Here is an 11,838-nt window from a genome sequence, read left to right on the forward strand (position 1 = left end):
GCACCCCCCGTGTGCCGGATCGTGCCGCGCGGCCATGCCCCACCATGCCCGCGCTCGATGAGACCCCACCGAGCCTCTCCCCACCAGAAATTGATGGTCTTCTCGCAACGGCGCGCGCCGGGCGCCGGGCGCACCGGACGTTCCTTCCGGCGGACGCGCCCCTGAGGGTGCGGCGATCCAGGGTGATGGAGCCCCCGGCGCCGCGCACGTCAGCCTCCACCGAGCTGCACCGGCCGCCCCGCGACCGGGGCAGCGCGGAGCAGGACGAGCGTGTCGAGCTTCTTCTTCGCGTCGGAGCCGATGACCGTGCCCGCCAGGTTGTGCGCCATCTCCCAGGGCACATCGTCATCCGCCGAGAAGAAGGCCACCGTCGCGCTGCACGCGGCGATGTCCTTCGTGAGCTGCTCGCCGGTGTGCGACAGATCCGGGCCGGCGAGCCCCTTTCGCTGGCGCTTGCCCATGCCGCCGCCGAACGGCCAGATCGCCGTCGCGAGGTCCTTCAGCACCATCGCGCTGACGGCGCAGGCGGGGGGCTTCGACACGCGCCCCTCCGGCACCACCGTGATCTCCTTCGGGAGGTCGTCGCGGCCGTCGGTCTTGATGATGACCTTCGGCGCGCCGGCCGCGCCGAGCTCCGTCACGACGGCGGCGACCGCGCTCGGCTTCGCCCTCTTGTCGGCCAGCAACGTGACGGGCTTGCCGTCGATCGGCAGCGCGCGGACCACCTTCGCGAGCTTCTCGGCCCCGTCCTTCTGCGCCAGATCCACGCGCTGGCCGAGGTAGGGGCCCATGGAATCGACGAGCAGCTCGGGCATGCCCTTCGGCTTCGGCGGCTCGGCGGGCGCCTCGACGACCGGGGCCGCCGTGGCGGCGGCGCCGGGCTCGGACGGCTTCGGCGCGCTCTCGCACGCCGCCGCGGCCAGGATCAAGCCGGCGACGGCCGCGAGGCGGGGCAAGGCGCCGGAACGGAGGCAGGAGGCTCGCATGGCGCAGCAGTGTAACCAACCGGCCTGGCTCCGCGCACCTCCGCTGTGCGAGAGTTCGCGCGATGGCTTCACCGCTCGTCGAACGGCTGGCTGAGCTCGGATCGTCCGCTCGAACCGCCGTCGAGGACGACCGGGGGCCGACGACCTTCGCGGCGCTCACGGAGCGAGCCCTCCGCGTGCGCGGCGCGCTGCTCGCCGGCAGCCGGCGGCGCGGCGTGGACGAGCGCGCGAGCCCGAGCTCCCCGGAATCCCTGGGCGGGGAGCGGATCCTGCTCCTCGTGCCGCCCGGCGCGGCGTGGCTCTCGGCGTTCCTCGGCGTCATCCTCGCCGGCGGGATCGCGCTGCCGCTGTCGCCCCTCTATCCGCCGGCCGAGCTCGAGTGGCTCGCGAGCGACGCCGGCGTGCGGCGGATCATCGCCGGAGACGAGCTCGCCGCCGTTGTCGCCCCGATCGCGCAGGGCCGCGCCGTGCTCCGCGTGGAGGACCTCGAGCGCGCCGCCCCGGGGCCGGAGGGGGCGATCTCGGACATCGCCGCCGACGATCCGGCGCTCCTGCTCTACACGAGCGGCACGACCGGCAAGCCGAAGGGGGCGCTCCTCACGCACCGCAACCTGTCCGTGCAGGCGGAGCTCCTGCGCGCCGCCTGGGGCTTCTCCGAGCACGACGTGCTGCTGCACGCGCTGCCGCTGCACCACCTCCACGGCGTCGCCATCGCGCTCACGACGTCGCTGCTCGCGGGCAGCGCGACGAGGATGCTGCCGCGCTTCGACGCCCAGCGCGTCGCCGCCGAGATCGCGCGCCGCTCCGCCACGGCGTTCATGGCGGTGCCGACCATGTACCAGCGGCTGTTCGAGCAGCTCGACCGCGGCGACGCGCCCGGCTTCGCCGCGGGGGCGCGGGCCCTCCGGCTGGCGACGAGCGGCTCCGCGGCGCTGCCGGTGACGCTGGCCGAGCGCTGGCGCGACCTCACCGGCACGATCCCGCTCGAGCGCTTCGGGATGACCGAGATCGGCGTCGGCATGAGCAACCCGCTCGATCCGGGCGGCCGGCGGGCAGGCTGGGTCGGCGCTCCGCTGCCGACCGTCGAGGCCCGCATCACGGACGACGCGGGCAACGCGTCGGAGTGGGCGCCGGGCGAGGCGGTGGCGCGACGCGGCGACGCCGCGGTCGCGCGCGGTGAGCTCTGGATCCGGGGGCCGAGCGTCTTCAAGGGCTATCTCGGGCGCGAGGACGCCACCGCCGCGGCCTTCCAGGACGGCTGGTTCCGCACGGGCGACGTCGCGGAGCGCTCCAGCGACGGGTGCTTCCGCCTCCTCGGGCGGACCTCGGTCGATATCCTCAAGAGCGGCGGGTACAAGCTGTCCGCCCTCGAGATCGAGGAGGCGCTGCGGGAGCACGGCGCGATCGCCGAGGTCGCGGTGATCGGCGTCCCCGACGAGGCATGGGGCGAGCGCGTCGTCGCGGTCGTCGTCGCCGCGCCGGGGCGAGAGGCGGAGTGCGCGACTGGACCGCTCCGCGCCTGGGCGAAGGAGCGGCTCGCGCCCTACAAGGTGCCGCGCGAGTCGATCGTCGTACCGAGCCTGCCGCGCAACGCGATGGGCAAGGTCGTCAAGCCGGAGATCGCGAGGGCGATCGCGGCGGGCATGTCCGGCGGAAGGGACCCTATCGCGCGGTAGACGTCGCTTGACCGAGGCGCTCCGCTCCGGCCTACTCGGCCCCGATGCAGCCTGCCACCCCCATGGACCCCGCCGCGTACGGCGGCCTCGCGGTTCAACCCTTCGCGCACCCCACCTACACCATCAAGCGGCCCTTCTGGTCGCTGCTCGGCCGCAAGTTTCACGTCTATGCGCCCGACGGCTCCCTCGTGTGCTTCGTCAAGCACCCGCTGCTCAAGCTGCGCCAGGAGTTCACCCTCTTCGCCGATGAGTCGGAGTCGCAGCCGCTGCTCACGATCCGTTCGCGGGAGGTCATCGCCCTCAATCGGTGTCTGGACGTCCTCGACGCGCGCACCGGCGAGCGGGTCGGCACCCTCCGCTCGCGCGGCCTCAAGTCGCTCCTCCGCGACACCTGGGACATCCTCGACCCCTCGGATCATCCGGTCGGGCTGATGCAGGAGGACGGCGCCGCGCTGCTCCGCCGCATGTTCCCGCTCCTCACCGGCAAGTGGCACATCGAGCTCCACCAGCAGGAGGTCGCGAAGGTGAAGCAGGTGTTCCGGTTCTTCGTCAAGGAGTTCACGCTCGACCTGTCGATGAACCAGGGGAGGGTCGACGCCCGGTTCGCCATCGCCTGCGCCCTGCTCGCGCTCATGGCCGAGACAGCGCGCGAGTCCCGCTGAGCCCGCGCCCCCGCGGGCGTCCCCGGGCGGCCTCCGCCCGCCCGATCGCCGAAACTTGGCCCGTTTCGGCGAGTTCTGCCAGGTTGCCGCGCGATGCGCCTCGATCCTGTCTCCCGCCTCGATGCCGCCTCCGAGGAGGGCCGATCGCCGTCCCCCCCTGTGCCTCCGTCCGGCATGACCCGCTTTGCCCCGAGCGGGCAGGGCGCCGACTCCGAGCGCGAGCTCAGGGCGCGGCGCTTCCTCTGGGCGAGCGCCCCGGCGGCGCCGGACGGGCAGCTCCGCGCGACGCTCGACGAGGCCATCGAGCTCGCGCTGGCGATGCGCGGCGCGCTGCCGCCGCGGGTCCAGGAGGGCGAGCCGCTCGAGGCGGTGATCGCCGACCAGATCTTCCGGGCGAAGGCGCTCGGCGCCGCGGGGCTCGCCGTCGCCCTGCCGCGGCTCGCGGGCGGCGCGCGGGGCGCGCTCCCTCCGGAGGACAGCGCGACGCTCCTCGCCTGGCTCAGCGCGACGCGCGAGGCGCCTGTCGCCCTCGTCTTCGACGAGGACGACAGGTCCGCGCAGGTGCTCGCGCCGGTGCCCCTCGCGGACCTCGTCGCGAGGAACGCGCCCGAGGGGCCCGGCGCCATTTCCCACCTGCGCGTGCAGGCGCGCAGCCTCGCGGCGCGCGAGCCGGAGCGCAGCCTCGCGGCGCGCGAGCCGGAGCGCAGCCTCGCGGCGCGCGAGCCGGAGCGCCCCGTCGGGCCGGCGCAGCAGGGCGCCGCAGCGCTCGCCCCGGACGAGGCGCTCCCGGCCGAGCCGGCAGCGCCCGGAGCGCCGGCGTCGCCCTCCGCCGCCGAGGGGCGGACGGAGGCGAGGCCGCGCGGCGTGCTGCCCCCCCGCTCGTCGAGGATCCGCCGCCCGGACGCACCGGCGGCCGTCTTCTCCGCCGGGAGAGGCCCAGGCGCCGCGCCGGCGCGCGGGGCGGGCTCGCCGCCCGCCGCGAACGAGACGCTCGCGATGGCCCTGGCCAGCGCCGCTCCGGGCGCGCCGGCCGCCGATCCGGGCGCGCCGGCCGAGGAGCGCGGCGCGGCAACGACGCTCAGACCGCCGCGCGCCGCGCACGAGGCCGAGCCCGCCGCGCCGAGCGCGCACGCCGCGCCGATCCTCGACGCCGTCCAGGCGGACGCCGACGCGATGCCGCCGACGCGGACGGAGCGGAAGGCGCCGCGCAACCGGGTCCTCAGCGCGGCCGAGTGGCGAGCGCTCGCCGTCGAGCTCGACAACGCCCGCGGCCCGAAGCCGGTCCGGGTCATCGAGCAGCTGTTCGCCACCCACTACACGCCGCTGCTCGGCGCGACGCTCGCGGGCGAGACGGACGCGGCCGTGCGCGGCGTGGTCGACAGCTGGAGGACCAGCTTCGAGCACAGCTACCGGGACGCGTTCTCGGCGCTGCGCGTGACCGGCAAGCGGCCGCCCATGGTGTTCGATGCGCCGGACATCGCCGCCCGCATCGGCCGGCTCAACGGGGCGCGCGGGGTGAAGCTCCTGCTCGTCGACGCGATGCGCTTCGACCTCGGTGAGCGCGTCGCCGCCCACCTGAAGGAGATCTTGATGGATCGGGCCATCCTTGTGGAGCGCTCGTTGCTCTGGGCGGCGCTGCCGCCCACGACGACGGCGCAGATGTCGCTGCTCGCCCGCGGGCCGGACGGGCTCCGCGAGACGATGCCCCCGACCGAGGCGGAGCCCGCCATCGCCCGCGGGCGCGCCGTGGCGACGCTGCGGCGCGAGCGGGTCGGGTCGCGCGAGCTGATGAAGCTCGACCTCGTGGAGGCGCGCCTGCGCGCCGCGGGGCCGCCGTTCGCCGAGCGGATCGAGGCCATCGCGGAGGAGGTCGCCGACGTCGTCGCGCGGTTCATGGCCAGCCTGCCGCCGCGGACCCTGCTGCTCGTGTTCGGCGACCACGGCTTCCGCATGACGTCCATGGGAGACGGCGGCGCGACCGGCCCGGCGTCGCAGGGCGGAGGCTCGCCGGAAGAGGTGCTCGTCCCGGCGCAGGCGTGGCTCGTCGGCGGCGTGCACTGAGCGACAGCCGCTTCAGGCCGATCCGTGCCGGCGCGGCCGGCGCTGGCCGGCGCGCCGCGCGGGCCCGTCAGGGCGACGTGCGGTAGGGGCCCGCCGCCCCCTCGCTCCGCGCCTTCGGGCGGAGCAGCCCCGCGAGGCGGGTCGCGACGAGCGCTCCGGCGCCGATCAGCGCGACGGCCGCGCAGCACGTCCAGCGCCACGTGACGCGCGATCCCGAGCACCCAGGGGCGCAGCGGCTCGCCGTCGCGGAGACGGCTGCGCCCCTCGAGGGCCCGGGCGAGCGCCTCGTGGGTGCAATCCTCGACGTCGGGGTGGTCGGCCCGCTCACCGCGCTCGCCGCGCTCGCCGCGCGCACCACCGGCCGCAGGGCGGCCGTCTCGTCGAGAGACGCCCCCACCGTCACAAGCGACACCGCGGGCAGCCCGTCGGACGCTTGGGGAGACGGCGGCGTGGTGGCTGGAATCATGCTGGACCCAGACGATTCGCGCGGACCCTCCCCAAAATTTCACGGGCCGGTGGAGAATGCGCCAGCAGCATCGAGATGGCCGAGGGCCGCCGCGGCCGGACCGAGCGCCCTCTTCGTTCCTGGACGGCGCCCCTCGCTTCCTGGACGGCGCCCCTCTCTTCCTGGACGGCCCCCCTCTCTTCCTGGACGGCCCCCCACCCTTCCTGGACGGCGCCCCTCTCTTCCTGGACGGCCCCCCTCGCTTCCTGGACGGCCCCCCTCTCTTCCTGGACGGCGCCCCTCTCTTCCTGGACGGCCCCCCACCCTTCCTGGACAGCCACGGCTGTGTCACGGCGCCGCACGAGGGCTACGGTGAGGGGGCTGCTCCGGGGGCGAGGAACGCGATGAGCTCGGGAAGCACGAGCGCCGGGTCCTCCAGGTGCGGCGCGTGGCCGAGCGGCACGATGCGCAGCGTGGCGCGGGGGATCGCGGCGGCCGCGGCGATGCCGAGCGGCGCCGGGAACACGTCGTCGCGCTCGCCCCAGAGCACGAGCGTCTCCGCGTCGATCTCGCCGAGCCGCGCGAGGCGATGGGGCACGGGGCCGACAGCGGGGAACAGCGCGTTGAACGCGGCGACGGGCGCGACCCGGCCGTCGGGCACGGCGTAGAGCTCGCCGTGCAGGGCCGCGAGGCGCTCGCCGAGCGGCGTGGGCCGCGGCGGGTGGATGCGGCGGAAGAGCGCGGCGCCGAGCACCCGCGCGAGGCGCTCCGGCGGGGCGCGGAAGTAGGCGCGGCTCCAGGCGGTCATGACCGGCCCGACCCCCATCGCGCCGAGGAGCGCGAGCTTCCGCGGACGCACGCGCCTGCGGAGCGCGATCTCCGCCGCGACGAGCGCGCCGAGCGAGTGACCGACGAGCGCGGCGTCGCCTAGACCCAGCTCGAGGAGCAGCTCCTCGACCGGATCGGCGAAGAAGCGGAGGCCCTCCTCGAAGCCGCCGCCCTCGAACGGGGGCGACGAGGCGTGGCCGAAGCCCGGCAGATCCACGGCGACGACGCGGTGGCGCCGCGCGAGCTCGGGGAGCAGCGGGAACCACGTCGTCGCGGCGTTCCCGCGGCCGTGCAGGAGGACCACCGGCGAGCCGCGGCCGCCCTCCAGGTAGCGGAGCGCCGAGCTCAGCGCGGCGCGGCGGTGCACCGCGAACGGCGGCGCGCCCGCGGCGAGCTCCGCGAGGATCGCGCTCTCGGCCGGGCCCAGGCGGGAGACGACGGCGTGGACATTCGTCACGGGCGCTCCCCGTAGCGCGATCGATACGGCGCGGAAATGCTGCAGCCCGCAGGGCCGCCGCCGCGCGCCGCCCCTGCGTCAGTACCGGCCGTGCCCGGGCCCGAGGATGAGCTGCATCTTGGACATGGGCTCGAACCCCTCCACGTGCGGCGGGTGGTGACACTGCGTGACGCAGCTCTCGGGCGCGGGCGAGAGCACGATGAGCCCCTTCTGCTCCGGGTCCTTCGCGTGCAGCGAGCCCGGGCCGTGACACTCCTCGCACTGCACGTTCTGCAGGGAGGCGTTGTGCGTCACCGTGGAGCCGCCCGGCTTGCCGTAGCCGGTCACGTGGCAGCTCACGCAGTCGAGGTTGTACTCCTTGAAGTCCTGCTGGAGCGTCGCGTAGGCCCGCGCGTGCGCGGTGCCGTCGAAGACCTTGCGCTCCTCCTCGTGGCAGTTCGTGCAGGCGTCGATGCCGATGTAGCTGGCCTGGCCCTTCGCCGGCGGCTCGGGGACGCGATCCGCGAAGGCCTCCTTGTTGTGGGCGTTGACCCGCTTGTAATAGGCGAGGAGCTGCCCGGCGACCTCCTTGTCGGCGCCGAGCTTCTCGCGCACCTCCACCGAGCTGTAGCGGAAGAAGCTGCCGGTCACCTTCGTCTCCGCCGCCTCGAGCTTCGCCTTCTCGGCCCGGAGCTTCTCCAGATCGGCCTTCCGGTCGGCGATGTCCTTCTCGGCGACCGTCTTGCTGCCCTCCCAGCCGTTGAGGCGGATCTCGAGCTCCCGGATCCGCGCCGACAGGCTGATGAGCTCCTCGGCCTTCGCGACGCCGCCCGCGTCGGCGAACACGAGCGGGCCGTCGCCCTGACCGCGAACGAAGAGATCCACGACCGCCACCGACTGGAGGTGGTTCGGCGTCTCCACGACGAGCGTCGTTCCGATGAGCACCGGCGGCTTCGGGCCGTCGTTCATGTCCCCGCGCTCGCTGGGCTTGCCCAGCACGAGCACGTGCAGCTCCGGCGCGTTGTCCGCGAGCCGCAGCGCCTCGCCCCGCGGCAGGGCCGCGAGCCCCACGAACACCGTCGCGCCCTGCTTCTTCGCCTCCTCGACGCCCGCCTTCACCGCGTCGATCGCCGGGCCGGCCTTGACGCCCTCGGGATAGGCGCCGGTGCGGCCCTTCGGGTCGCTCACGCCGATGAGGCCCACCTTCACGCCGGAGACGTCGCGCACCACGACGCCCTGGACGCCCCCCGCGCCTTCGAGGTTCCTGGCGAGCAGGGCCGCCCCGGCCTGCGCCTTGTACTTCGCGAGCGCCTCGGCGCCGAGCGCCCAGTCGTTCTCGCCGGGCGCCCACGCCGCGAGCCCGATCTCCTTCGCCGCCAGCGCCATCGCCTCGGCCTTCCAGGCGTCCTGGGAGCGGCGCTCCGGCTTCACCTCGGGCTCCATGAAGAGCATCGGCCCCGCCCCGACCACGAGGCGATCCGGCGCCTCGTCGCGCTGGCTCTCGATCAGGGCGGCGAGGTGGTCGATGCCTCCGAGCTGGTCCTTCGTGCAGCCGCACGGCTCCAGCGCGCCGGCCACGGTGCTGAGCACGTAGAGCCGCACCGTCGGCCGGGTCGCGTCCGCATCGGCGCCCGCCTCCGCGCTCGCGGCGCCCGTCGCAGGGGGCTTGCACCCCTGGCAGGCCGCCACGCCGGCGGCCGCGGCGATCGCGAGGAAAGGAATCAAGAATGCGTATCCCCGACGCACTCTGCGAAGAAGCGAGCGCTTCATGCCCGCGCTATAGCACACGGGCCCGGGCGCACCGGCGGAGGCCGCGCCGAACGCGCCGAACGTCGGCGACGCGCCCAGAAGAACGCGCCGAACGTCGGCGACGCGCTCAGAAGCTCGTCGGCGCGAAGGGCAGGACCGTCTTCAGGTCGGCGTCGTTGAACCGGAGCTGCAGGCCGATGAAGTAATCCCGGCGATCGGTGTTCAGGATGTCGTCCATGCCGCCGAGCAGCCACAGCTTGCGGATGAACTCGTAGGCGAGCGCGACCCGCCAGCGCGGCGACAGCTCCTCGCCGAAGCCGAAGAGGTCCTGACGGAGCTCGAACCGGTCGTCGAGCAGGTGGAGATCGAGGCCGAGGCCGCCCGTCGACTCCTTGATGCCGAACCGGCCCGTGAACGGGCCCATCCGCTTCGCGAACTGGAACGAGAAGCGGAAGGCGTTCGTCGTGATCGTGCGGACTTCCCGGTAGTGCGCGGGGTCGTTCGGGTTTGTCGTGTCGACGTCGATCTGCTGGAAGTCCGTCTTGCCGCGCGGGTCGTTCACCAGCTCGACGACGTAGTACTTGTCCTCGGTCGGCTGGAGCCTGAGCTCGACGTAGCTCTTGATGGTGTTGGCCAGGAAGTTGTAGTCGGTCCGCAGCCCGACGACGGTCTGAAACCGGCTCATCCCGCCGACGAGCTCGCCGACGTCCTGAACGACCGTCTCGACCTCGTTGATCAGCGTCTCGTCCTTGGTGAGGCGGCCGAGCGTCCCCTCCCCGCGGTCGACGCGCGCGGCGATGCTGTCCACGTGCTTCAGCGCCGACTCGAGGTTCTCGGTCGCGCGGCCCACCCGCTCCGCGGCGCTGCGGAGCTCGCCGGGCTTCCCGTCGCGGCCGGGCACCTCGGCCGCGGCCGTCATCGTGCGGATGTCGCGGCTCACCTGCTCGACGTTGCGCAGGATCTCGCGCAGGCGCGGGCCCGACTCGCCCGTGATCTGGTTGATGTTGCTGATCGTCTGCGTGACGCCCGCGCGGTTCTCGCGCACGGTCGCGTTCATCTGCTCTGTGACGTCCGCGAGGTTGTCGAGGATCTGCGCGAGCCGCTCCTGTCCGTTCTCGGAGCCGACGGTGTTCCTCAGGGTCTCGGTGACGGTCTTGACGTCCTTCAGGATCTCGGCGACCTGCCCCTGCATCGACTGGATCGTCGGCTCGTCGATGTAAAACAGGACCCTCCCCTCGTCGGGGATGCGCGGCTTGCCCTCGGTGCCGGGCGAGAGCACGACGAACGACTCGCCGATGAGGCTCGTGGCGCGCTTGCCGATGGCCGCGTCCTCGTAGAGCGGGACGTCGGGGCTCATCTTGATGTCGATGCGCGCCTGGCCGTTGTAGAGCGAGATCCTGTCGACGACGCCGACCTGGATGCCCGAGATCATCACCCGCGATTGCGGGGACACGCCGATGGCGTCCGGCAGCGTGGCCCAGACCCGGTAGCCGTTCCCGCCGCCCACATCGCGCGAGACGAAGCGATACCCGCCGTAGGCTGCGCCTGCGAGCACGATCGTCATGACGCCGACCTTCGCGGCCCTGGAGACCTCAGCCATCCTGCGCGACGGCCACGGTAGCACGAGCCGACCGCGAGACTGCGCGGCTTTCGCCTCGATGCGAGGAAGCGCGCATCCGACAGGCGCGCAGCGGGCGCGCATCCGACAGGCGCGCAGCGGGCGCGCATCCGACAGGCGCGCAGCGGGCGCATCGCGCGCGCGCACCGGGGCGGCAGGAAAGAGGCGCCGGGGCGCGAAATCTGCTAGCCGAGGCGCATGAGGTCGTGGTGGGCCGCAGGGGTGTTCGGCGCGTCGCTCACCTTCGCCGGGGCGGCGGCCGCCGAGCCGCCGGCGCTCACGTGGGCGGCGACCACGCGATCGCCGCAGCCGACCGCGGCGCTCGCGCCGGAGATCGCCGCGCTCGCGTCGCGCTGCGGGAGCGCGGACACGGCGCTCGCCGCCGTCGCCCGGCGCAACGTCGAGCGGCAGCTCCAGGGAGGGGAGATCATGCCGCCCGATGAGCTCGCATTCACCCTGCGCGCCGCGGGCGCGCCGCACGCCTGGCCGCGGGGCTGGTCCATCTCGGGCCGAGGGCTCGGGCCGGCGGACGTCGGCGCGCGGCTCGACGGGTGGATCGCGGGCTGGACCGCGCTCGGGGTGCGGCGATGCGGGGTGGCCCAGGCGAAGAAGCCGGATGGGACGATGATCGTGGCCGCGGTCGGGGTGGACGCGCTCGCGGATCTGTCGCCGCTGCCGACGAAGGCGCGGGTGGGGCAGTGGGTGACCCTCGAGGGGACGATGCGGGTCCCGGCGACCGCGGCGAAGGTGGTGCTGCTGGGGCCGCGGGGCGGGCCCAAGACGGTGGTGAGCTCGCTGTCGGGCGCGCGGCTCCGCTCGAGCTTCGCGCTCGACCAGCCGGGGAGCTGGCTCGTGCAGGTGCTGGCCACGGTGTCGACCGGGCCGAGGCCCGTGCTGGAGGCGATGATCTTCGCGGGGAGCGCCCCGCCGGGCCGCTACGTCCGCGCGACCGCGCCCGGCGAGGAGGCCGCGAAGGGCGCGCAGGGCGACGAGCACGCGATGCTGCGGATGATGAACGCCGCGCGGGCCTCGGAGCACCTGCCGGCGCTCGCGCGCGACGCGGCGCTCAGCGCGCTGGCGCGGGCGCACTCCGAGGAGATGATCAAGGCGAAGATGGTGGGCCACGACGTGGGCTCGGGCGACCCGGCGGCGCGCCTCAAGGCGGCCGGCTACCAGGCCACGATCGCGGGCGAGAACGTGGCCAGCTCGAGCACGACCGAGGGAGCGCACCGCGCGATCTGGGCGAGCCCGTCGCACCGGGGCAACCTGCTCGACCGGCGCTACGGAAGGACCGGCGTGGCCGTCGTGCGCGACCCGGGCGGCCGGGTCTGGGTGACGCAGCTGTTCGCGGGGTGATCGCGGCCGTCAGGCGGCGGC

At 74.4% G+C, this 11,838-nt stretch carries 8 protein-coding genes and 1 pseudogene; 4 read left to right on the top strand and 5 right to left on the bottom strand.

The window, feature by feature from the left end:
• Positions 1-209: 209 nt before the first annotated feature.
• The gene (locus WMF28_RS37980) at positions 210-986 is read right to left on the bottom strand and encodes a biopolymer transporter ExbD (protein WP_437598483.1); all 777 of its coding nucleotides are present in this window, start codon (positions 984-986) and stop codon (positions 210-212) included.
• Between the two features lie 62 nt (positions 987-1,048).
• Here WMF28_RS37980 and WMF28_RS37985 point away from each other — a divergent pair, with 62 nt between their 5' ends.
• The 3 genes from WMF28_RS37985 to WMF28_RS37995 all read left to right on the top strand — a co-directional run bounded on the left by WMF28_RS37985 (position 1,049) and on the right by WMF28_RS37995 (position 5,385).
• Complete coding sequence (locus WMF28_RS37985; RefSeq protein ID WP_437598484.1) at positions 1,049-2,662, top strand: AMP-binding protein; 1,614 nt, start codon at positions 1,049-1,051, stop codon at positions 2,660-2,662.
• A gap of 44 nt (positions 2,663-2,706) precedes the next feature.
• The gene (locus WMF28_RS37990) at positions 2,707-3,324 is read left to right on the top strand and encodes a hypothetical protein (protein WP_437598485.1); all 618 of its coding nucleotides are present in this window, start codon (positions 2,707-2,709) and stop codon (positions 3,322-3,324) included.
• A gap of 174 nt (positions 3,325-3,498) precedes the next feature.
• On the top strand, positions 3,499-5,385 hold the full coding sequence (locus tag WMF28_RS37995) for a hypothetical protein (RefSeq protein WP_437598486.1): 1,887 nt from the start codon (positions 3,499-3,501) through the stop codon (positions 5,383-5,385).
• A 230-nt stretch (positions 5,386-5,615) separates the two neighbouring features.
• Here the strand turns inward: WMF28_RS37995 and WMF28_RS38000 are convergent.
• The 4 genes and pseudogenes from WMF28_RS38000 to WMF28_RS38015 all read right to left on the bottom strand — a co-directional run.
• Positions 5,616-6,182: pseudogene (locus WMF28_RS38000) on the bottom strand (hypothetical protein); the annotation flags it as partial.
• 15 nt (positions 6,183-6,197) lie between these two features.
• Positions 6,198-7,115 carry an alpha/beta fold hydrolase gene (locus WMF28_RS38005; protein ID WP_437598487.1) on the bottom strand — a complete coding sequence of 306 codons (918 nt, stop codon included), beginning with the start codon at positions 7,113-7,115 and terminating at the stop codon, positions 6,198-6,200.
• A 78-nt stretch (positions 7,116-7,193) separates the two neighbouring features.
• A complete protein-coding gene (locus WMF28_RS38010; protein WP_437598488.1) occupies positions 7,194-8,819 on the bottom strand; it encodes a multiheme c-type cytochrome in 1,626 nt (541 codons plus the stop codon).
• 151 nt (positions 8,820-8,970) lie between these two features.
• The gene (locus WMF28_RS38015) at positions 8,971-10,443 is read right to left on the bottom strand and encodes an MlaD family protein (RefSeq protein WP_437598489.1); all 1,473 of its coding nucleotides are present in this window, start codon (positions 10,441-10,443) and stop codon (positions 8,971-8,973) included.
• Between the two features lie 216 nt (positions 10,444-10,659).
• Between WMF28_RS38015 and WMF28_RS38020 the strand changes: the two genes are divergently transcribed.
• Positions 10,660-11,817 carry a CAP domain-containing protein gene (locus tag WMF28_RS38020; RefSeq protein WP_437598490.1) on the top strand — a complete coding sequence of 386 codons (1,158 nt, stop codon included), beginning with the start codon at positions 10,660-10,662 and terminating at the stop codon, positions 11,815-11,817.
• Positions 11,818-11,838: the final 21 nt, after the last annotated feature.

This window comes from Sorangium sp. So ce590, assembly GCF_051521365.1.
Taxonomy (GTDB): Bacteria; Myxococcota_A; Polyangia; order Polyangiales; family Polyangiaceae; genus Sorangium.